Annotated in this window: 21 protein-coding genes; 9 read left to right on the top strand and 12 right to left on the bottom strand. The window is 34.7% G+C overall.

Going from position 1 to position 22,501, the window contains the following annotated elements; genetic code table 11:
* The 3 genes from AABM59_RS06405 to AABM59_RS06395 all read right to left on the bottom strand — a co-directional run bounded on the left by AABM59_RS06405 (nt 1) and on the right by AABM59_RS06395 (nt 2,818).
* Nucleotides 1-1,005, bottom strand: a complete 1,005-nt coding sequence (locus AABM59_RS06405; RefSeq protein WP_338408148.1) for a bifunctional oligoribonuclease/PAP phosphatase NrnA — start codon at nt 1,003-1,005, stop codon at nt 1-3.
* A 69-nt stretch (nt 1,006-1,074) separates the two neighbouring features.
* Nucleotides 1,075-2,322, bottom strand: a complete 1,248-nt coding sequence (locus AABM59_RS06400; RefSeq protein ID WP_338408147.1) for a voltage-gated chloride channel family protein — start codon at nt 2,320-2,322, stop codon at nt 1,075-1,077.
* A 109-nt stretch (nt 2,323-2,431) separates the two neighbouring features.
* On the bottom strand, nt 2,432-2,818 hold the full coding sequence (locus AABM59_RS06395; protein ID WP_338408146.1) for a RidA family protein: 387 nt from the start codon (nt 2,816-2,818) through the stop codon (nt 2,432-2,434).
* 347 nt (nt 2,819-3,165) lie between these two features.
* On the opposite strand from AABM59_RS06395, the gene AABM59_RS06390 reads away from it, so the two are divergent.
* The 5 genes from AABM59_RS06390 (at nt 3,166) to AABM59_RS06370 (ending at nt 8,142) form a co-directional block, all read left to right on the top strand.
* Nucleotides 3,166-3,807, top strand: coding sequence for a hypothetical protein (locus tag AABM59_RS06390; protein WP_338408145.1), 642 nt, complete (start codon nt 3,166-3,168; stop codon nt 3,805-3,807).
* 59 nt (nt 3,808-3,866) lie between these two features.
* A complete protein-coding gene (guaA, locus tag AABM59_RS06385; RefSeq protein ID WP_338408144.1) occupies nt 3,867-5,396 on the top strand; it encodes a glutamine-hydrolyzing GMP synthase in 1,530 nt (509 codons plus the stop codon).
* 84 nt (nt 5,397-5,480) lie between these two features.
* Nucleotides 5,481-7,400 (top strand): LysM peptidoglycan-binding domain-containing protein, encoded by a 1,920-nt coding sequence (locus tag AABM59_RS06380; protein WP_338408143.1) that lies wholly within the window; start codon nt 5,481-5,483, stop codon nt 7,398-7,400.
* Nucleotides 7,401-7,461: 61 nt separating this feature from the next.
* Nucleotides 7,462-7,863 carry an OsmC family protein gene (locus tag AABM59_RS06375; protein WP_338408142.1) on the top strand — a complete coding sequence of 134 codons (402 nt, stop codon included), beginning with the start codon at nt 7,462-7,464 and terminating at the stop codon, nt 7,861-7,863.
* A 42-nt stretch (nt 7,864-7,905) separates the two neighbouring features.
* Nucleotides 7,906-8,142: a DUF3820 family protein gene (locus tag AABM59_RS06370; RefSeq protein ID WP_338408141.1), complete on the top strand. Its 237-nt coding sequence runs from the start codon at nt 7,906-7,908 to the stop codon at nt 8,140-8,142.
* Between the two features lie 41 nt (nt 8,143-8,183).
* Here the strand turns inward: AABM59_RS06370 and AABM59_RS06365 are convergent, their stop codons facing one another.
* The gene (locus AABM59_RS06365; RefSeq protein WP_338408140.1) at nt 8,184-8,615 is read right to left on the bottom strand and encodes a DUF4268 domain-containing protein; all 432 of its coding nucleotides are present in this window, start codon (nt 8,613-8,615) and stop codon (nt 8,184-8,186) included.
* A gap of 80 nt (nt 8,616-8,695) precedes the next feature.
* Between AABM59_RS06365 and AABM59_RS06360 the strand changes: the two genes are divergently transcribed.
* Together AABM59_RS06360 and AABM59_RS06355 are read left to right on the top strand one after the other, a co-directional pair.
* On the top strand, nt 8,696-9,334 hold the full coding sequence (locus tag AABM59_RS06360) for a CoA pyrophosphatase (protein WP_338408139.1): 639 nt from the start codon (nt 8,696-8,698) through the stop codon (nt 9,332-9,334).
* A 54-nt stretch (nt 9,335-9,388) separates the two neighbouring features.
* Nucleotides 9,389-10,198 carry a lysophospholipid acyltransferase family protein gene (locus tag AABM59_RS06355; protein WP_338408138.1) on the top strand — a complete coding sequence of 270 codons (810 nt, stop codon included), beginning with the start codon at nt 9,389-9,391 and terminating at the stop codon, nt 10,196-10,198.
* A 35-nt stretch (nt 10,199-10,233) separates the two neighbouring features.
* Here AABM59_RS06355 and AABM59_RS06350 read toward each other — a convergent pair whose 3' ends face one another.
* From AABM59_RS06350 to AABM59_RS06340, 3 genes are all read right to left on the bottom strand, one after another.
* On the bottom strand, nt 10,234-10,851 hold the full coding sequence (locus AABM59_RS06350) for a hypothetical protein (RefSeq protein WP_338408137.1): 618 nt from the start codon (nt 10,849-10,851) through the stop codon (nt 10,234-10,236).
* 6 nt (nt 10,852-10,857) lie between these two features.
* Nucleotides 10,858-11,352, bottom strand: coding sequence for a sigma-70 family RNA polymerase sigma factor (locus AABM59_RS06345; protein ID WP_338408136.1), 495 nt, complete (start codon nt 11,350-11,352; stop codon nt 10,858-10,860).
* Between the two features lie 276 nt (nt 11,353-11,628).
* The gene (locus AABM59_RS06340) at nt 11,629-12,690 is read right to left on the bottom strand and encodes a DUF3810 domain-containing protein (protein ID WP_338408135.1); all 1,062 of its coding nucleotides are present in this window, start codon (nt 12,688-12,690) and stop codon (nt 11,629-11,631) included.
* Nucleotides 12,691-12,797: 107 nt separating this feature from the next.
* On the opposite strand from AABM59_RS06340, the gene AABM59_RS06335 reads away from it, so the two are divergent.
* Nucleotides 12,798-14,258 carry an aminoacyl-histidine dipeptidase gene (locus AABM59_RS06335; RefSeq protein ID WP_338408134.1) on the top strand — a complete coding sequence of 487 codons (1,461 nt, stop codon included), beginning with the start codon at nt 12,798-12,800 and terminating at the stop codon, nt 14,256-14,258.
* 401 nt (nt 14,259-14,659) lie between these two features.
* Here the strand turns inward: AABM59_RS06335 and secA are convergent, their stop codons facing one another.
* The 5 genes from secA to AABM59_RS06310 form a co-directional block, all read right to left on the bottom strand.
* Nucleotides 14,660-18,001, bottom strand: a complete 3,342-nt coding sequence (gene secA / locus AABM59_RS06330) for a preprotein translocase subunit SecA (RefSeq protein WP_338408133.1) — start codon at nt 17,999-18,001, stop codon at nt 14,660-14,662.
* Between the two features lie 165 nt (nt 18,002-18,166).
* Nucleotides 18,167-18,388 (bottom strand): DUF2795 domain-containing protein, encoded by a 222-nt coding sequence (locus AABM59_RS06325; protein WP_007138072.1) that lies wholly within the window; start codon nt 18,386-18,388, stop codon nt 18,167-18,169.
* 173 nt (nt 18,389-18,561) lie between these two features.
* On the bottom strand, nt 18,562-19,131 hold the full coding sequence (locus AABM59_RS06320; protein WP_338408132.1) for a cob(I)yrinic acid a,c-diamide adenosyltransferase: 570 nt from the start codon (nt 19,129-19,131) through the stop codon (nt 18,562-18,564).
* Between the two features lie 62 nt (nt 19,132-19,193).
* Nucleotides 19,194-19,877 (bottom strand): ABC transporter ATP-binding protein, encoded by a 684-nt coding sequence (locus tag AABM59_RS06315; RefSeq protein ID WP_338408131.1) that lies wholly within the window; start codon nt 19,875-19,877, stop codon nt 19,194-19,196.
* 164 nt (nt 19,878-20,041) lie between these two features.
* Nucleotides 20,042-20,821 carry a class I SAM-dependent methyltransferase gene (locus AABM59_RS06310; protein WP_338408130.1) on the bottom strand — a complete coding sequence of 260 codons (780 nt, stop codon included), beginning with the start codon at nt 20,819-20,821 and terminating at the stop codon, nt 20,042-20,044.
* A 117-nt stretch (nt 20,822-20,938) separates the two neighbouring features.
* Between AABM59_RS06310 and AABM59_RS06305 the strand changes: the two genes are divergently transcribed.
* The gene (locus AABM59_RS06305; RefSeq protein WP_338408129.1) at nt 20,939-22,492 is read left to right on the top strand and encodes an SDR family NAD(P)-dependent oxidoreductase; all 1,554 of its coding nucleotides are present in this window, start codon (nt 20,939-20,941) and stop codon (nt 22,490-22,492) included.
* Nucleotides 22,493-22,501: the final 9 nt, after the last annotated feature.

The following is a 22,501-nucleotide window of genomic DNA, read 5'->3' as shown; positions in this document are numbered from 1 at the left end:
TTATATTTCTATTTTGCTTACCAGATCTTCGAATTTATTTACAGTTTCTTCCATCGATAATTCCGATTTTCCTCCGGCAGCATTGCGATGGCCACCTCCACTAAAATTATTTCTTGCAAATTGATTGACATCAAAATTGCCTTGGGAACGAAACGAAATCTTGATAATTTTTTCTTCTGCATTTTCTATAAAAATGGCTGTAAAAACAATGCCTTTTATACTTAATCCATAATTCACAATTCCTTCAGTGTCCCCTTTAATATGGTCAAAAGTGTTCAGTTCTTCTTGTGTAAGCTTAGTATAAGCTGTTTTATGAGCTGCCAAAACCTTCATATTTTGAAGCGCTCTTCCCAGTAATTGTAATCTTCCGTAGGAACTATTGTCATACACTAAGGTTGGAATTTCGGTATTTTCAACACCCAAATCAATCAAATCGGCTATAATTCTGTGCGTTGTTCCTGTTGTTTTTGGAAAACGAAATGAACCTGAATCGGTTAGAATTCCAGTATAAATACAGGTTGCTATTGTTTTGTCAATGTCGGATTTTTTTCCAAGAAAGCAAATAAAATTATACAACATTTCACAAGTAGAGCCAAAGGCAATATCCGAATAAGTATATGCAGCATAATCATCCGGCGATTGATGGTGGTCAATCATAATAAACGGAGCTTTTAGCTCGCTTAATATATTCTCCATTTCGCCCACACGGTGCAAAGCATTATAATCTAAGGTAAAAACGAGTTCGGCTTCTTCGAGGATTTTGGTGCAGTTTATTTTATCTTTTTCAAATATTTTAACGGTGTTCGAGCTAGGCATCCAAGCTAAAAAATCGGGAAATTCATTAGGAGAAACCACAACAGCTTGATGTCCATTTTTTAATAAAAAGTGATACAACCCAAGGGTAGAACCCATAGCATCTCCATCAGGATTTCGATGTGGGATAATGGCAATTTTTTTTGGAGTTGATAACAACTGCTGTATCGCTTTTATGTCTTGTTCTTTCATAGATTGCGAATTTACATTTTTTTAGTCTAATGTTGAAATCATTTAAAGATTTAACAAACTTTTACAATATTAGAAATCCATAGGATGTTTTAGTTTAAATCGCTGGTACAACTTGTGTTTCGCCCCTTTTACAATTTGAGAATGGTAAATCCCCGCAGAACCTGAAGAAAAGTAAGCTATTGCACAAGCAATCCCAATGAATAAGCCACTTTCTAACCCGAAAAGTTCTATTCCCATAATGGTGCAGGCAATAGGGGTGTGGGTTGCTCCTGAAAAAACGGCTACAAAGCCCATTCCTGCCAAAAGCGCAATGGGTAAAGGAACATAAACAGATAATGCACTTCCTAAAGTCGCTCCAACGAAGAAGAGTGGAGTTACTTCGCCACCTTTGAATCCCGCTCCAAGCGTGAATCCGGTAAAAAGTATTTTAAGTAGAAAATCATAACTAGCATTTGGTGTTGAAAAGGAATCTAAAATTATAGGAATTCCCAATCCCATATATTTTGTGGTGCCAATAAAATAAAAAACAATTGCCAAAATAATTCCTCCAACAAACGGTCGTAGTGGTGGATGTTTTATCATTTTTGAAAATAAGTTTCCCCAAAAATGAGTCGTTCTCGAAAACAACATTGATGCTATTCCAAATATAATACTGACTAAAATTACCCAAATTAAAATTTTCGAAGTTATTTCAGGTACAATAGGAATGTGGTAATGTGTGTGTTTTACGTGCCAAAATTCAACGGTGAAATAAGCAACATACGCTACTAAAAAAGACAACGCAATACTTTTAAAATTGATTTTACTGAAATATAAAACCTCCAATGCAAACAAGGCTCCAGCCAAAGGCGTTCCAAAAACAGATGCAAATCCGGCACTGATTCCCAGAATTATTAGCGTCCTTCTGTCGGAATTATTGAGTTTTAAAAAACCTGTAAATTGGTCGGCAATGGCACCGCCCATTTGTACTGCCGTTCCTTCTCGTCCGGCAGAACCACCAAAAAGATGTGTTATTATGGTTCCCAAAAACACCAAAGGCACCATTTTTAAGGGGATAGTTTTCTGAGGATTTTCATATTCTTCGAGCAATAAATTATTGCCTTTTACCACTTCATTTCCCCAATAATAATAACTTAAGCCTATAAGGAGTCCGCCTATTGGCAAAAGCCAAACAATCCAAATGTTGTGTTCTCTAATTTGAGCAACCCATTCTAGAGAAACTAGAAAAAGTGCTGAAGCTGAACCCGACAAAATGCCTACTAAAGCACAAATGAAAATCCATTTGAGAGTAAGAAGGCTTGTTTTTTTTAGGTTCATTTGTTTTTATTTTTGTCATTGCGAGGAACGAAGCTATCACATAACGATAGCAAAAAATAGGATAGCTTCGTTCCTCGCAATGACAAATTAATAGAGTTGCGTTTAAAAATTATTCCGAAACGATAGCTGTAAATTCGATTTCTACCAAATATTCTGGCGCTACTAATTTGCTAACCTCATAAAAACCAGTTGCCGGTTTTATGTCCTTAAAAAAAGCAGAATGTGCTCTAGCTACTTCTTCGAAACTTGTAATATCTGTGGTGAATATTCGGGTGCGAATTACATCTTTCATTTCTGCATTTAGATCTTCGAGTACTTTTTCGATTCTTTCAAGAACATTTAAGGTTTGTGCATAAGCGTCGTTAGCCTTAACTTTTTCTCCATCAACAATGGCTACTGTTCCAGAAACCTCAATGATATTGCCAATTCGAACTGCACGACAATAGCCCATTTTGTCTTCCCATGGTGATCCAGTCAAGATGTTTTCTCTTTTCATTTTAATTGTTTTTTATTTTGTTGATTTCTAATAAGTTGAAATCCAGCTCCAGAATTAATATTATGCTTGCAATTTATAAAAAATATGATAAGAAATTGAATAAAAATTTCATTGAAAGGATTAGATGTTTATGGCATAAATTTTGAGTAATCGCAGTTAAATATTGAACTTAAATAAGGTTCTTAATGTTTTTCCAATTGAACAAATAAGTTAAAGAAAATTAAATTGTGCTATTTTTGTGATTTTAATCTATTGTTTTTTTTATTTTTAAATTTTTCAACACATATTGATTTATCAATATCCAATTATATATGAGACAGATTCTATTTATTATTTTTTTAATTTGTATGGCTTCAAATAGCTTTGGACAAAGTGAATTTAGTACTAAATTTAAAGCAATTCCACCACTTAATACTGATTTTAAACCTAAAAAAATTAGTCCTCAAACGCCAGAAAATAAAGACATTAAAACTCCTAGTGTATTTACTAACATTAATATTTTAAATACAAAACCTAAAGTAGATAATTCGTTTCAAATAGGTGTGCCTGATAATAATTTTTCAATGACGCCAAAAAATGATTTTGTTAATCCTGGAGATTTAATTGTCGAGAAGTTGAATAAAAAACCAAGTAATGAAGAAGGAATTGTCTTTAGAAAAAATCAAAATTTGGGCAATTTCAAAACGAATTCGTTAACTGCAAAAGTGATGTATCGCGATTATGGGGAAGTAGATGGCGATGCCATTCGAGTGTTTCAAAATGATAGAATGATTGTTACTAGAATCTATATGACTGGGAATTTTCAAGTCCTTGATATTAATCTAGAAAAGGGTTTTAACAAAATAGATTTTGAAGCTCTCAATCAAGGGAGTGTTGGTCCAAATACTGCTGAATTTAGGGTGTTTGATGATAAAGGAGTTGTTATTTCGGCAAGTCAATGGAACCTCGCCACTGGATTTAAGGCTACTATTATTATTACCAAAGAATAGAAACGAATATTTTTCAAAATTCGATTTTTCAATCCCGATTATAAAAAGTATTTTTGCACATGCAACACAACGTACTTATTTTAGATTTCGGATCGCAATATACACAACTTATTGCCCGTAGAGTTCGCGAATTAAACATTTTCTGCGAAATTTTTCCTTACAATCATTTTCCTGATGATTTGTCAAGTTACAAAGCCGTAATTCTTGGCGGAAGTCCATTTTCTGTTCGCGGAGAAGACCCTCCACACCCTAATTTGTCTCAAATTAGAGGAAAATTACCAATACTCGCCGTATGTTACGGAGCCCAATATTTAGCCCATTTTAGCGGAGGAGAAGTTGCCGCTTCTAATACCAGAGAATATGGTAGAGCCAACTTATCCTATATAAAAGAAAATGAAGTTTTCTTTGAAGGTGTTTCTGAAAACAGCCAAGTTTGGATGAGTCATAGTGATAGTATCAAAGCATTACCAGCCGGAGGAATTAAACTAGCAAGCACTCACGATGTGGAGTTTGCCGCTTACAAAATTGAAGGGGAAACAACCTATGCGATTCAATATCATCCCGAAGTTTTTCACTCCACGGATGGATCCAAAATGTTAGAAAACTTTTTGGTAAAAATTGCCGAAGTTTCTCAAAACTTCACGCCAAATGCTTTTGTCGAAGAAATGGTCTCCGAATTAAAAGAGAAATTGCAAGACGATAAAGTAGTTCTTGGGCTTTCTGGCGGAGTAGATTCTACCGTTGCAGCTGTTTTATTGCATCAAGCCATTGGAAAAAATTTGTATTGCATTTTCGTGAATAACGGTTTGCTTCGAAAAAATGAATTTCAAAGTGTTTTAGACCAATACGAAGGAATGGGTTTGAACGTGAAAGGAGTCGATGCTTCTCAACGTTTTTATGCTGCCTTGGCCGGAGTTGAAGATCCAGAGTTAAAAAGAAAAGCCATTGGTAACGCTTTTATCGAAGTTTTCGATGTTGAATCACACCGAATTGAAGATGTAAAATGGTTGGCACAAGGAACAATTTATCCAGATGTTATCGAATCCGTTTCGGTAAAAGGACCATCGGCAACCATAAAATCGCACCACAATGTGGGAGGTTTACCGGATTATATGAAATTAAAAATTGTGGAGCCTTTGCGAATGCTTTTCAAAGATGAAGTGCGTCGAGTAGGAGCAACATTAGGAATAGATCCAGAATTACTAGGAAGACATCCTTTTCCCGGACCAGGATTATCGATTCGAATTCTTGGAGCAATTACAGAAGAGAAAGTTCAAATTTTACAAGATGTGGATAAAGTTTTTATCGACGGATTAAAATCTTGGGGATTGTACGATAAAGTATGGCAAGCCGGAGCCATTTTGCTTCCCGTAAATAGCGTTGGAGTAATGGGCGATGAGCGTACTTACGAAAAAGTAGTTGCACTTCGCGCAGTAGAATCTACTGATGGGATGACTGCTGACTGGGTTCATTTGCCTTATGAATTCTTGATGAAAGTGTCTAACGATATAATAAATAAAGTAAAAGGCGTTAATAGAGTAGTGTATGACATCAGTTCAAAACCACCTGCAACGATTGAATGGGAATAGATTTTCAATTTCAATAGTAATTAAGAAATTGATTTTTCACTATAGCCATTGCCATTGAAACTGAATTTTTAAAGTATTTGAATTATGATAAATAGAGTTATTTACATTTTTGTTTTTATAATTAGTTGTTCTGTTTTTGGGCAAAATTATGACAAACATAAAGTAGAAAAAGGGGAAACCATAACCCAGATTGCACAAAAATACAGTGTCACACCATTCGATATCTATCAGCTAAATCCTGATGCTCAGAGTGGTTTGGAGCCAAACAGCATTTTACTTATTCCAAAAAAAGGTCAGATTCAAAAACCCTCTTCAAAAACCATAACGCATGAAGTAGAACCCAAAGAGACTTTGTTTGGTATTGAAAAAAAATACAACGTTTCGGATGAAGACTTGAAAAAAGCCAATCCATTTCTTGAAAAAGATGGTTTGCAAATGGGGCAAACGCTAACCATTCCTTCGAATTCAGGTTTGAAAACGGTAGTGCAAACGTCAGGAAAAGTCATTTATCACGAAGTACTTCCAAAGGAAACAAAATATTCCATCGTAAAAAAATATGGCATTACTATTGCTGAATTGGAAAAACAAAACCCGGAAATCATTTCTAATTTGCCCATTGGATACAAATTGATAATTAAGGGAACTACGCCAAAAACTGATAAAATTGCAGGAGCCGAAACCCAAAAAGATATCACAAAATTAATTCCTTTAAAAATTAACCCATCAATAACTTATGTAGATTATGAGGTGAAACCAAAAGAAACCTTATATAGTTTGTCTAAAATGACTTGTTTAGAGCAAGGGGAATTAATAAGATTGAATCCGACTTTGTCAAATGGTGTTGAAATAGGTATGATTTTAAAAGTTCCCTCAATCAATTCGATTCCTCAAGAGAAGAAAAAAGAATATATTTCCCTGTCTAAAATAAGTAGTAATACGACTAGAAAAAAGATAGTATTGTTGTTGCCTTTTAATCTTTCTAAAATCGAAGACGACACTATAAATTCGACATCGATGCGATTAAAAAAAGACAAGTTTTTGAATATGACTTTGGATTTTTATTCAGGAGTCTTGATGGCAATAGATTCGGCTAGGAGTCTTGGAATTCCTATTGATGTGAAAATTTTTGACTCTCAAGAAACCAAAAACACTTCGAATGTTGCAATACTTTTCAAAGAAAATAATTTTGAATATGCCGATGCAATAATTGGTCCTTTTTATCAAAATAATGCAGAAACTGCTGCAGCGATTGGAGGAAAGAATCATATTCCCGTGATTTCACCTTTGTCAAAAGATATTGGAAATCCGTATTCAAACTTATATCAAACCATTCCCACTAATGAAATAGCAAAAAACACAATGTTTGATTATATGCGAACAAAAGAAGGGAATATTATTGCAGTTGTCGACAAGAAAAAGGAATCCATAATTCAGTATATAAATGAAAATCAAAAGGATGTTAAATTTGCTGGAATGAATGACAACGGAAGTTTATCTGCAGAAAGTTTGAATAGCTTATTAGTGAAAGATAGAACGAACTATGTAGTTATGGAAACTGCCAACACCATGATGATTAAACTGACGATAAAAACAATGGTAGATGCATTGGAATCTGGTTTTAAGGTGCAATTAGTTATTTTGGATTCTAATGACACATTGGAAACTGACGAAATTAATTTTGAAAATTTGGTGAAATTAAAATTAATGTATCCTTCTACAACCAGAGAAAATGAATCTCCAGAAGCATTGATTTTCGAAAATGAATATAGAAAGATAAATGATATTTACCCGTCGACATACGCCACCCGTGGTTTTGATGTTACATTTGACACAATGATGCGTTTGTCGCAAGACAAAAATTATCAAGAAGCGGCTGAGACTATTGCAACCATACAGGTGGATAACAAGTTCGAGTTTTACAAAAAAGAAGACGGCGGTTATGCCAATAGAGGGGTGTTTATTTTATATTATGATGCCGATTTAACAATAAAAGAAGCGAATTAAGGAAGTGTTCAGCCCAGAAGTTTTTGGGATAATTTTAGTATTCACTTTTAAAAAAAAAAATATGACTTCAAAAGTAACTTACTTAGGCGATTTAAGAACTTCGTCTATTCACTTACAATCAGGGACGCAAATCCTTTCGGATGCTCCAACGGATAACCAAGGAAAAGGAGAGGCATTTTCTCCAACTGATTTGGTTGCCAATGCACTTGGAAGTTGTATGGTGTCGATTATGGCAATAAAATCTAAGGATTTGGATCTTGATTTAGTAGGTTCAACAGTTTTTGTTACCAAGATTATGCAAGCTGAACCCAGAAAAATAGACAAAATCATAATTGTTTTGAATATGTCAGTTGCTACAACCGACAAAAACAAAACCATTCTGGAAAGGGTAGCTAAAAATTGTCCTGTTTTATTGAGTTTGAATGCCGATATTGAGAAGGAAATTACATTTAATTGGAAGTAAAAAAGTATTCAGCTTGCCGATTCAACCTTAACCTTTTTAAACTTGGACCAAAATCAAAAACAACTTATCAAACTCGCTCATGCCAAAATGCCTTTTGGCAAATACGAAGGCAAATACCTTATAGATTTGCCCGAATATTATGTGGTTTGGTACTCCAATAAAGGCTTTCCGAAAGGAGAATTAGGGACTCAATTACAGCTTATTTATGAACTAAAACTCAACGGTCTCGAAGAGTTAATTAGAAATATACGAAAAAAATATCCAAAACCAATCCGGTAAATACCAAACCTTCCCTCTTTTTAAAGGCTATAAAAATTAGTTTAAATATCCTTAATAAAGTCATCATATTCTAAAAAGAACATTTCTAAGGATTGCATTTTATCGTTAAAAAAATCGAATATTTCATCCCAATATTTTCTATTGCTGACGCCTCCACCTAGTTTTTCTACCCAAATCCGACTAATTGTTTTGCCGTTTTCGAGAGTGAAGTTTTTTTCGAAAACTAAATTTTTTACGAATTCTTCTTCTAATATGTTTTTCAGAGACTCCATTTTTTCGAAAAAATCATTTCGTTTTTCATCACTCCGATGCTCAATGTCTATTAAAACCTGCGCTTTTTTATTGTCAACATAAAATTTAAAAGAGAAATCTTTTATTTTAGTGTCGTATAGTACCCATTTTCTAGGGTATTTTTCTGCGAAAGCAACCCAAAATTCCCGTTTTAATCGTTGAGTTTCCTCTTTACTATACATTGTATTGATTTGAATTTAATTATGGTAAATTTGTGTAAACCTTTATATTGGCTTTTGATTTACAAAAATAGACTTTGATTATGAATTTTGAAGATTTTTTAAAATATGTTCCAAAATTTACAGAGGTAGCACTTCCTGCCAGTGATGCGCATTATAAGATGGCACCATTGGAGCGAATTCGCAATTTTGATATTACGGGAATTGAAAGCAAAAACACGAAAACGGCCGCAGTAATGATGTTGTTTTACCCAAAAAATGGAATGACACATTTGGTTCTTATTGTTCGAAATTCATATAAAGGGGTCCATTCTGCCCAAATAGCATTTCCAGGAGGGAAATACGAATCCAGCGATACAAACTTTGAAAACACGGCTTTACGTGAAACCCATGAAGAAATTGGAATTCATCCCAAGAGTGTTGAAATCATTATGCCTTTAACGCATTTATATATTCCGCCTAGTAATTTTATGGTGTATCCATTTTTAGGAATTTGTAGGGAAGAAATTATTTTTATTCCGGATTCTAACGAAGTGGCTAATATAATTGAATTGCCATTATCCGAATTTTTAAGCGACGAAATAATTGTAAATACCACAATGTCTACTTCTTATGCTAAAAATATTATTATTCCAGCCTTCAAAATTAATGAACATATCGTTTGGGGAGCTACAGCAATGATGTTGAGTGAGTTGAAAGAAGTATTGAAGAATGTGCTTTAAACTATAAGTTTTCGTATGTTTGCAATCCAAATTTAAAAAAACAAACAAACTTTTATGGGATTATTTAAAAGAAATCCTTTTGGTCACATCCTTTTTATCAAGAAATGGTTAATCCGAATTTTTGCAGTTTTAACTCATAAACGGTTTAGGGGATTTAATGATCTGCAGATCGAAGGTTCCGAAATCATCAAAAATTTACCGGATACAAATGTATTATTTATATCCAATCATCAAACCTATTTTGCTGATGTTGTTGCTATGTTTCACGTTTTTAATGCTAGTTTGAGCGGAAGAGAGGATTCTATAAAAAACTTGGGATATATCTGGCAACCCAAGATGAATCTTTATTATGTTGCTGCCAAAGAAACGATGCAAGCAGGGTTATTACCAAGAATTTTATCTTATGTTGGAGCCATTTCAGTCGAAAGAACTTGGCGTTCTTGTGGTAAAGATGTATCCGAAAAACGTGAAGTAAATCCCAGTGATACTGAAAACATCAAGATTGCTTTGGATGATGGTTGGGTAATCACATTTCCGCAAGGAACAACTAAATCATTCAAACCCGTTAGAAAAGGAACTGCACATATTATCAAACAACATAGGCCAATTGTAGTTCCAATAGTAATTGACGGCTTCCGTCGTTCGTTTGATAAAAAAGGGCTGCGCTTGAAAAAGAAAGATATTCTGCAGTCCTTCATCATTAAACCGCCATTAGCAATCGACTATGACAAGGATACCATTGATGAAATTGTTGAAAAAATTGAATATGCCATCGAGCAGCATCCCTCCTTTTTAAAAGTAATCCCAGCCGAAGAAATAAAAGTTGAAGAAGAACTTAATAAACTAAGAAAATGGGAATACTAATTTATAAAAAAAGAGGCTTTATAAAGCCTCTTTTTTTATAAATCTATTTTCTTTAATTCTTCATTATTTTGTTTTAATTTTTTAAGGAAACTACCATATAATATTTTGTAAAACAACCAGATTACCCCCATTATTAATAATGCCGTAACAATAATTGTAATGTAATTTACCTCGATAATTCCTTTAGTATTTTCTGGATTAACGCTACCTTCATTATAGCCTCTATTAAAACCTTCAATCCCTCCTATTGCTCCCGAAACACCTCCTATAAAAATATTCCAATAAATGTAATAGGTGACAATTTTTCTTGTTTTTAAAATATGTTCTATAAGCGTTTTTGAAGATTGTAACACTGATATGTCTTTGTAATTTCTATAAAACAAATAAATAAATACAATGACAGCTATATAATTAAACTTTTCTAAAAAGTTTATAAATGGGTGTATAGCCAAAAATTCAGCATAACCATTATCACCAATAAGATATCCAATACCATTTAAAACAACAAATTCCAAAATACTCACAATCAAAATCCACTTTACAACCGATAACGATTTTTTATGCAACATCTTGTAAATCTCTACTTCCGAAACTTGTTCAAAAGAATCTCCGCTCTTTTGCCAATCTTTTTTTAATAAATCCAGCTCTTTCATAATCATTTAAGGATTTAAAATTTTTTTTAATTTTCCTTTTATTCTATTCATTTTTACTCTTGCATTTACTTCACTAATCCCCAATGTCTCCGAAATTTCTTTATAATCCTTGTCTTCAAGATACATAAAAATCAAGGCTTTTTCAATATCGTTGAGCTGATAAACCGCTTTATACATCAACTTCAGCCGTTCTTCCTCCTCATAATTATAGTCCTCTTGGCTAATAAAAAACTGATGGTTTTCATAATCAACCGTTTTAACTGTGCGCGTGCTTTTTCGGTACAAAGTTATCGCCGTATTCAATGCCACGCGATACGCCCAAGTCGAAAATTTGCTATCACCACGAAATTTCGGAAATGCTTTCCACAACTGAATCGTAATCTCCTGAAATAAATCTTTGTGTGCATCCTCACCATTAGTATACAACCTACAAATTTTATGGATTATATTCTGATTGGTCTTCAATTGCTGTACAAATGACTGTTCTAAATCGTTGTTCATAATTCTATTGGTGGGCAAAAAGTACATTTCGTTACAAATAAAGTGTTTTTAATTGGTAGCACAAGTATTCTACATTTTAATCAGCAGTTGTCCCGCTTTTCGTTACAATCTGTTATTGCGATCAGGTCATTGCTAGGAACGAAATAATCGATGCATCGCAACAACAGGATTTCCACTGCAATCGGGGCTGTTTTACTTCGTTTATTTTCTAATAAACGCACCCCTAAAAAGAATTTATTTTTTTAAATCATTAAAAATCTGACTTTTTACTTTTAACTAAAATTCCTTTCCTTTATAATAATTAACCATCAAGTTCACAAACTTACTATAACTTTCCATTCCGTCTTTTTGCTTATTCATTTTAAGAAAGTTATCATAAAACACATGAAACCCTTTGTCTATAAAAGTGTCATATTGTTTCCAAAAATCTTCACTTTCCTTGTAGTTTTTTAAGATTCCAGGATGTACCGTTTTTAGTAATTCGTCAAAAACTTTCTCGTCACGAATTTGCCAATTACCCAAACAATAGCGCAATGCAAAACTATATCCCGAATATTGAAAATACAAATTATCGTTTTTTACGGAAGCCATAAAACCAATAAAATTGCATTCACTTTCGCTGGCAAAGCCCATTTGGTGAGCCATTTCGTGGCATGAGGTTGTTGGGGAATTGTACATTGGCATCAAGTAATTAACTTGCGCCTCATTCGTAAACGGATTCAAATAACCACCAAAACCCATATACGTCAACGGCAAACTAAATAGCGATTTCTTGATGCTGAGATTCGTATATTGAAAGAAGGGATGTTGATTTGAAAGCGTTTTATAACCATTTAAATTCATCTCAAAAACTTGTCTCTGCGAATAGGGAAACACTACTTTTAAACTATCGTTTTTGGTGATTTGGGCTTGAATTTCGTTGGTTTTTTCAATCAATTTTTTGGTAAAAGACAGCAAATCGGCATCAGAATAATCTCTTTCGATTTTCATTTTCTCGAAAAGTGGTTCACGGTAATAATTCATTGCCCATAAAAAATGAAACAAAAAATACGCAACCGAAAGAATACTTAACGCTTTTAAAACTAATTCTTTCCATTCGGTTTTTAATAATTTTCTGCTTTTCCATATGGATTTAAGAATATAAAAAATCACAATTCCGTAGATAATATCTCCAACAGATAATGGAATTTTCCCTAATATTTTGCGAGAAAATTTCGAAATAAAACCATACAATCCATTGCTGTAAAACCGTTCTATAAATTCTGGAAAATACGGCATGATTTGCAAAATCAGAATTTGAATTAGGAGGAATAAGGGAAGAATGTATTTGCGTTGCATTTGAAATGAATTTCGGTAAAATTAGTATAAAATTAAAGACTTTTAAAATACATTATTCTAACTTTGAACTTTCAAATTTTAAACAATAAATAATAATACCCTATATAATGAGTCAAGAAATTAGAAACCTGGAACCCAAAGCACTTTGGAACAAATTTGCCGATTTGAATGCCGTTCCTCGTCCATCCAAAAAAGAAGATCGTGTGATTGAATTTATGAAAAAATTTGGAAATTCATTGGGATTGGAAACTTTCGAAGATGAAATCCGAAATGTAATTATTCGCAAACCTGCCACTGCCGGAATGGAAAATAGGAAAACGGTTGTCCTTCAAGGGCATCTCGATATGGTGCATCAAAAAAATTCGGATACCATTTTTGATTTTGATACCCAAGGAATTGATATGTACGTCGATGGAGATTGGGTTCGTGCTCGTGGAACTACTCTTGGTGCTGATAATGGACTTGGAGTGGCGATGATTATGGCAATTTTAGAATCCAAAGAAATCAAACATCCTGCAATTGAAGCTTTGTTTACCATCGACGAAGAAACTGGAATGACAGGAGCTTTGAACCTAAAAGGCGGAATACTAAAAGGGGAAATCCTTTTGAATATGGATACCGAAGAAGATGACGAAATCGACATTGGTTGCGCTGGAGGAATCGATGTTACGGCGACCAGAAGTTACCAAGAAGAAGAAACTCCAAAAGATTCAGTGGGTTATTCCATTACTGTAAAAGGCTTAAATGGAGGACATTCCGGAATGGATATTCATAAAGGTTTGGGAAATGCTAACAAAATAATGAACCGTTTGTTGTTTGATGCTTTTGAAAATTTTGGACTTCAAGTTTCAGAAATCAATGGTGGAAGTTTGCGCAATGCCATTCCTAGAGAAAGCATTGCCAAAGTAATTGTTGCAGGAATGTATGACGAAGCCTATATTTTTGATATGCAGGAAGTCATCAACGACATCAAAACCGAATTCAAAACTACCGAACCCAATTTGACTATCGAAATCGTGAAATGCGATTTGCCTAAAATAGTAATGGATTTGGGCGTGCAAGAAGGAATTATCCGTTCGATTTATGCAGCACATAATGGCGTTTACCGAATGTCGGCCGATATGGAGGATTTAGTGGAAACTTCGAATAATGTTGCGCGAGTGATCATCAAAGAGGGTGAAATTTCTATTGGGTGTTTAACGCGTTCTTCGGTGGAAACTTCCAAATTTGATTTGGCCAACGCTTTGCGTTCTGCTTTTGAATTATGCGGTTGCGAAGTAAATTTGGGGGGTTCTTATCCAGGTTGGACACCAAACGTGAAATCCGAAATCTTAGATTTGTTAGTTAAAATTTATGAGAAACAAAACGGTGAAAAAGCTAGCGTGGTGGCTTGTCATGCTGGTTTAGAATGTGGAATTCTAGGAACTAATTATCCTGATATGGATATGATTTCTTTTGGACCTACAATTCATGGAGCACATTCACCAGATGAAAGGGCTTCAATAAAATCCTCTCAAAAATTCTGGAAATTTGTATTGGAAATTTTAGAAAATATTCCAGTAAAATAATTTCTATTTGATATAAAAAGAAACCCTCGTTTATTGCTTAACGAGGGTTTCTTGGTTAAGAGAATTAATCTCTTTTAGGACTGTTTTTCTTTTCTCTTTTTTCCTCTTTCTTTTCCTTGGCGGTTTTAAGAGGTTCTTTTTTTAGTGTTTTCTTTGCGTCTTGACTTTTTGCCATCGTATGTGTTTTTAAAGGTTAGTTTTTCTGTTTTTAATGGAGTAAATATAGAGAATATTTTTTATAAGAAAAATGTTTCAGGTATTTTCACTTCAGATGAATACCAATCAATCTGTGTCAATCTATGAAACCTGGATTTAACTTATTGTTTTTTATTCTTCTAAAATGTAAAAAAAAATCCCCAACTACTTTCGTAATCGAGGATTGAAATTAAAACTATGTTTTACTAGTGAACCAAAACCCAAGTTCCGTTGGCTATTAAACTTTCGGCTTTCTTGTACTTCATTTCTTGCGTTTGTCCATTGGCCACGTTTTGAATTGTTACGGTATCGTTACGATTAATTTTTGGTTGATCGCGAACGATAGTTTCTGTAACTTGACGTTGTTGTGTTTGACCTGCTTCGCGATTGGCGCTTTCGCTAGATACAATTTCGTCTTTAGATGTTTTGTAATTTTCTTTTATTTTAACTTGTTTAGCTTCTTGAATAGGAGCAGCGGCATGTTGAGGTAAATCACCTTTAAACAAGAATGAAATCACCTCTTTATTGACCCCATTTAACATTGAGCTAAACAAATTGTAAGCTTCGAATTTATAGATAAGCAAAGGATCTTTTTGCTCGTGAACCGCTAATTGAACTGATTGTTTCAACTCGTCCATTTTGCGCAAATGCTTTTTCCATGCTTCATCAACAATAGCTAAAGTGATGTTTTTCTCGAAATCGGCAACCAATTGATTTCCGTTTGATTCGTAGGCACGTTTCAAATCAGTAACCACATTCAAGGATTTTATTCCATCGGTAAACGGAACAATGATACGTTCGAATTGGTTATTTTTATCTTCATAAACATTTTTTATAATAGGGAATGCTTCTCTTGCGCTACGTTCGGTTTTTTCATAATAAAATGCTGAGGCGGCTTTATATAACTTCCCGGTCAATTCGATTTCGGTCAATTTATTGAAATCGCTTTCGGTAATTGGTGAAGTGATAGAGAAATAGCGAATCAATTCGAATTCGAAATTCTTGAAATCATTCGATAATTTATTGTCAGTTGCAATTAAATCGCAAGTGTCATACAGCATATTGGCAATATCCAGTTTCAATCGTTCTCCGTGCAAAGCGTGACGACGGCGTTTGTATACCACCTCGCGTTGTGCATTCATAACGTCATCATATTCCAATAAACGTTTACGAACGCCATAATTATTTTCTTCGACTTTTTTCTGTGCTCTTTCGATTGATTTGGTCATCATCGAATGTTGGATCACTTCACCTTCCTGCAATCCCATTCGGTCCATTACTTTTGCCACTCTTTCAGAACCAAATAAACGCATTAGGTTGTCTTCTAAAGAAACATAAAACTGGGAACTCCCAGGATCTCCTTGACGACCTGCACGACCACGTAATTGACGGTCAACACGACGTGAATCATGACGTTCCGTGCCAACAATTGCTAGACCTCCAGCGGCTTTCACTTCGGCAGATAATTTAATATCCGTTCCACGACCAGCCATATTAGTAGCAATGGTTACAACTCCTGACTTCCCTGCTTCTTCAACAATTTGTGCCTCTTGTTTGTGCATTTTTGCATTCAAAACGTTATGGGCAACACCACGCATTTTTAACATTCGACTTAATAATTCCGAAATTTCTACTGATGTTGTTCCAATCAAAACAGGTCTTCCTGCATTTGATAATTGAGTTACATCTTCGATTACGGCATTGAATTTTTCGCGAGTGGTTTTATAAATAAAATCTTCTTTGTCCTCACGCACCATTGGTCTGTTAGTAGGAATTTCTACAACATCCAATTTATATATTTGCCATAACTCACCAGCTTCAGTAACGGCAGTTCCAGTCATACCGGCTAATTTGCTGTACATTCTGAAATAATTCTGTAAGGTAACCGTTGCGAAAGTTTGGGTTGCGTCTTCAATTTTTACGTTTTCTTTGGCTTCAATTGCTTGGTGTAAACCATCAGAATAACGACGACCATCCATAATACGCCCTGTTTGCTCGTCAACAATCATAATCTTGTTGTCCATAATCACATATTCTACATCTTTTTCGAAAAGCGTATAGGCTTTCAGTAATTGTGTCAAAGTATGAATACGCTCGCTTTTAATTCCGAAATCCTGAAATAGTTTTTCTTTTTCTTCAGCCTCGGAGTCTTTGCTTAAATTTTTCTTTTCGATACGAGCAATTTCGGTTCCAATATCTGGAAGTACAAAAAACTGAGTATCGGTGTCTCCCGAAAGAAATTTAACACCATTATCAGTCAATTCCACCTGATTGTTTTTTTCTTCAATAACAAAATACAAAGCTTCATCCACTTTTGGCATTTCTTTATTGTTGTTTTCCATATAGGAGTTTTCGGTTTTTTGAAGCAATTGTTTAATTCCTTCTTCACTCAAAAACTTAATTAAGGCCTTATTTTTTGGTAAAGATCTATGCGCTCTCAATAAGATAAAACCGCCATCTTTTGTGTTGCCTTCTTTGATTAATTTTTTTGCTTCCGATAAAAAACCATTGGCTAATTGTCTTTGTAAACTCACTAAGTTTTCAATTTTTGGTTTCAACTCAGTGAATTCGTGACGATCACCTTCTGGTACTGGACCAGAAACAATCAACGGAGTTCTTGCATCATCAATCAAGACCGAATCGACCTCATCGACAATGGCATAATTGTGTTTCCGTTGCACTAAATCGTTTGGCGAATGTGCCATATTATCCCTCAAATAATCGAAGCCAAACTCATTGTTTGTTCCATAAGTAATGTCAGCGTTATAAGCTTTTCTTCTTTCGTCAGAATTGGGTTGATGATTGTCAATACAATCTACGGTCATACCGTGAAATTCGAATAAAGGAGCTTTCCAAGTACTATCACGTTTTGCTAAATAATCATTTACGGTTACCAAATGCACTCCGTTTCCAGTCAAAGCATTTAAATAAAGTGGCAAAGTTGCTACCAATGTTTTTCCTTCACCAGTTTGCATTTCTGCAATTTTACCTTCATGCAAAACCATTCCGCCTATTAACTGTACATCATAATGAATCATGTCCCAAGTAATTTGCTTTCCAGCAGCATTCCATGAATTTGACCAAATGCTATTTTCGCCATCAAGTGTAATATAGCTTTTTGTAGCCGAAAGTTCGCGATCTTTAGCAGTTGCAGTTACTTGTATCTGGTTGTTTTCTTTAAATCGTCTAGCAGTTTCTTTTACTACAGCAAAAGCTTCTGGAAGAATCTCCATTAAGGTTTTCTCAGAAATGTCGTAGGCTTCTTTTTCCAAGGCATCAATAGCCAAGTAAATATCTTCGCGTTGGTCAATATCTTCGATGCTCTCCGCTTCTAGTTTAAGTGAAGCAATTTTTGTGTCTTTTTCTTCTCGAGCCTGTTTTATTTTATCTTTGAAAAAAGTTGTTCTGGCTCGAAGTTCATCGTGAGATAATGAAGCCAAACCACTTTCGAAAGTTTTAATTTTGGTTAAATAAGGTTGTAATGCCTTGACGTCTTTTTGTGATTTATCTCCAACGAAGACTTTAAGTATACTATTTATGAAAGTCATTTTTATTTACGAATTACGAATTACGATTTACAAATTGAAACTATTTCAAATAATTAATTGTAATTATTATTTTTAATTGATTTTATATAAAATCCTCGATTTTAGAGTATGCAAATTTAAACAAAAAAAAAGCCTCTTTTGAGACTTTTTTCTTGAGATTTTTATTTAATATTCATCCTCATTCCAAAGATAATCTTCGTCAGTAGGATAATCTGGCCATATTTCTTCCATCGATTCATAGATCTCTCCTTCATCTTCTATTGACTGTAGGTTTTCCACCACTTCTAATGGAGCACCAGCTCTAATAGCATAGTCGATAAGTTCATCTTTGTTCGCAGGCCATGGTGCATCACTTAAATAGGATGCTAGTTCTAATGTCCAATACATCTTTTGTCTGTTTAGTTTGGTGCAAAAATAAATTTTTTACTGAAAAAGACAAGTAAAAAAGCAATTATTTTTTATTAAAGTTAAGAACGTTTTTTTATTTAGGGTTTTTTAATGCTAAATAGCACTCTAAATCTCTTATCTGTTGACTATGAATAAGCATCTAAAATGGAGCACTATTTTCTCGGAATCCATTTTATTTCTTCCGCTTTTAGGTCAAATGACAACTTTCGTGCCAATACAAAAAGGTAGTCAGAAAGTCGGTTTAGGTACATAATTACGATTTCGGCAACGGGTTCATTATGGTCTAAATGTACCGCCATCCTTTCTGCACGACGGCAAACACATCGGGCAATATGACAATATGACACGGTAGTGTGTCCTCCTGGTAGAACAAAATGAGTCATTGGCGGAAGCGCTTCTTCCATAATATCAATTTCATTTTCCAATAATTCAATATCGCTTTCTAAAACGCCAAGTTTTTCCAAACGCAATTCTCCATTTTTCTTCACTTCTTTTTCAGGCGGAGTGGCAAGAATGGCTCCAACAGTAAATAATCGATCTTGAATTTCTACCAGGATTTTTTTATAATGAGGATTTATTTCCTGATCTCGAATTAACCCAATATGCGAATTCAATTCGTCAACCGTTCCATAACTTTCTATGCGAATGTGGTCTTTTGGAACACGTGTTCCGCCAAAAAGTGCCGTTGTTCCTTTATCGCCGGTTTTTGTGTAGATTTTCATTTTTATTGTTTAATCGGTTATATTTTTAATCGGTTAAATGTTTAGCCGATTGACCAAATAAATTATTTCGTAATGTCGCTTTCGACCATTCCATCTCTCAAACGAATGATTCTCTTGGCGTGAGCCGCAATTTCTTCCTCGTGCGTTACCACAATTATAGTGTTTCCGTTTTTGTGAATTTCCTCCAGAAGTTTCATGATTTCCTCAGATGTTTTACTGTCCAAATTTCCTGTAGGTTCATCAGCAAGAATTATCGAAGGATTATTGACCAAAGCTCTTGCAATAGCTACTCTTTGTCGTTGTCCGCCAGAAAGTTGGTTGGGTTGGTGATCCATTCGGTCATCTAGTCCAACTTGAGTCAGCACTTTTGAAGCTCGAGCCCTTCTTTCTGACTTGGAATATCCTGCGTAAATCATTGGTAAAGCCACATTATCAAGTGCTGTTGTTCGTGGCAAAAGGTTAAATGTTTGAAAAACAAAACCTATTTCTTTATTGCGAATTTCAGCTAATTCATCATCGTGCATTTGACTCACATCTTTTCCGTTGAGGATATAAGTGCCAGATGTTGCTGTGTCCAAACAACCCAAAAGATTCATCAAGGTTGATTTTCCGGAACCCGAAGGCCCCATTAATGCTACATATTCGCCTTTGTTTATTTCTAAATCAATGCCTTTTAGAACATAAACGATTTCGTCTCCAAGAACAAAATCTCGCTTGATATTTGTTATTTTTATTAGTGGCTTCATTTAGATATACTATTTACGATTTTAAAAGTACGAAATGTAATTTCAAATATAAGTGTTTGGTTTTTATAAATTGTTACAATTTTAGTATCAATAAAAAAAACAAGGGATATTAATTTGAAATCTTTGTGAACCTTGCGAAAATCTTTGCGCTCTTTTCGGTTAAATCAAACCCGAATCACAAAATGCTCCTTTGGTTGTTCTTTTCTAAAAAATACAATTCCCCATTGAAAGGTGTCGATTGTAACGGTTACTTTTGGATGGGTTTTAATAATTTCCCAAGCGTCTTCCATTTCTGCAGACCAATGAACATCGTCAAAAATCCAAACAGTTTCATTGGAAATAGTTGGCAATAAAAGTTCAAAATAATCTAATGTAGCTTGTTTAGAATGATTGCCGTCAAAGTAAATTAGGTTGATGGTTGATGGTTGATGGTTGATGATTTTGAAGTATGTAGAAAATTTAGTGACCACTAATTCTACAGTGTTAAAATTGAATTTTTGCAATTGCAATTGACATTGACTCGCCGTTTCCTGACAACCTTCTAATGTTATAATTTTTGCTTTCGGATTTCCCAAGGCTAGGGCAGAAGTCGCTAATCCTAATGAAGTTCCTATTTCTAAAACGGTTTCCGGCTGATAATATGTTGTAATTCGAAATAAAAGTTCGGCACGTTTTTGGGTAATTCCAGCGGTTTTGGCAATCTTGCTTATTTGTCTAGTATTCGATTTAAGAACTTTTGAACCAGCATCAAAATCGGTTACGTTAATCGTGTTTTTGTTTTCTAAAAGCGAATTTCTATATTTTTCTAATACCTGATATTCGGGTTTTGGTTTGCGGTCATAAAAACATTTGGTAATCAAATTAAATACAAACGGCGAATGCACTGCGTGTTCGTTCTTGGAGTTCCAAAGGAATTTGAGATAGGCTTTTATTTGGAATAGCATAAAGATTATTACAGGTTGTTTGATAATGTAGTTGCGAAGATACAAAAGACAAAATTAAGACTTTAAAGACTATCTTTGCGACCTTGGTATTTTTAACCAAAAACAATATTTATTTTCATGATGATGACAGAAGGAATAGAGAATAAAAGCGCCATAACCTCGGAAGATATTGACCAATGTATTGCTATTTTAGCACAATTAAACGCAGATACAGACCAAATTTTTGACATCCCAAAAGAACAAAGAACCGAATTACTCAAAGCGGCTGGACAATTTTCGCGCCCTAATCGTGATGAATTAGCTAAAAGAAAAAAGGGCGGAAAAGCGGTCGCCAAACGCAAACAGGAAAAGAAAGACAGAACGGCTCGCAAAGAAACCGGAATTCGTTATGCCCGAGAAGCAAGCGTTTTTGTTGCTCCAAAATTATTAGGTTCGAATGATATAGAACACAAAGAACAATTAGAATTTGAATCTCCTAGAAAGTGTTATGTATGCAAAACGGAGTTTACTAAAATGCATCATTTTTATGACACCATGTGTTCCGATTGTGGCGATTTTAATTACGTCAAACGTTTTCAAACCGCCGATGTAAAGGGGCAAATTGCAATAATAACAGGTTCTCGATTAAAAATTGGACACCACATTTCTTTAATGCTTTTACGTGGCGGTGCAACCGTTATTGCAACGACTCGTTTTCCAGTAGATTCAGCTTTGCGATTTGCCAAAGAAGACGATTTTATGGATTGGGGACACCGCCTTAAAATTCACGGATTAGATTTAAGACATATTCCGAGTGTTGAAATTTTCTGCAATTTTATCGAACAAAAATACGACCGTTTGGATATTCTTATCAATAATGCGGCTCAAACTGTGCGACGACCAGCAGGATTTTATTCCCATTTAATGGAAAACGAAGAAAAACCAATAGCTGCTTTGCCAATAAACGCTCAAAATTTATTATTGGATCATACCAATTGTCTCGATGAATTAAAAGTTTTGACAACTGGGTTTTCATCCAATGAAAATATGCCGGTAACTTGGCACGGACCAGAACCAGGAATTGGTTTGCGGGCTTCCGCCAAATTATCTCAAATTCCATATTCATTCGATAAGGCATTGGTGGCAACCGAAGTTTTCCCTAAAGGAGAATTAGATGCCGATTTACAACAAGTCGATTTGCGAAAAACAAACAGCTGGCGATTGCGTTTGGGACAAATTGAAACCACAGAAATGATCGAAGTGCAATTGGTCAATTCGGTAGCGCCATTTGTTTTGTGCAACCGACTTTCGGAAGTAATGAAGAAAGACAATACAGGCAAAAAGCATATTATCAACGTATCGGCAATGGAAGGAAAATTTCACCGTTTTTTCAAGGAAGATCGCCATCCGCATACAAATATGGCAAAAGCCGCCTTAAATATGCTGACACACACTTCCTCTGGAACTTTGGCAAAAGCTGGAATTTTTATGAATGCCGTTGACACGGGCTGGGTAACCGACGAAGATCCTGCCGAATTAGCCAAAAGAAAACAGGAAGAGCAAGATTTTCAACCGCCATTGGATATTGTAGATGGCGCAGCGCGGGTAATGGATCCTTTGTTTGACGGAATCAATACGGGAAAACATTGGAGTGGGAAGTTTTTGAAAGACTACAATCCAATTCCTTGGTAAAAAACCACT

The organism is uncultured Flavobacterium sp. (genome assembly GCF_963925185.1).
Lineage (GTDB): Bacteria > Bacteroidota > Bacteroidia > Flavobacteriales > Flavobacteriaceae > Flavobacterium.
Note: the sequence above shows the minus strand (reverse complement) of the source record. Positions and strands in the feature narration are given on the sequence as shown.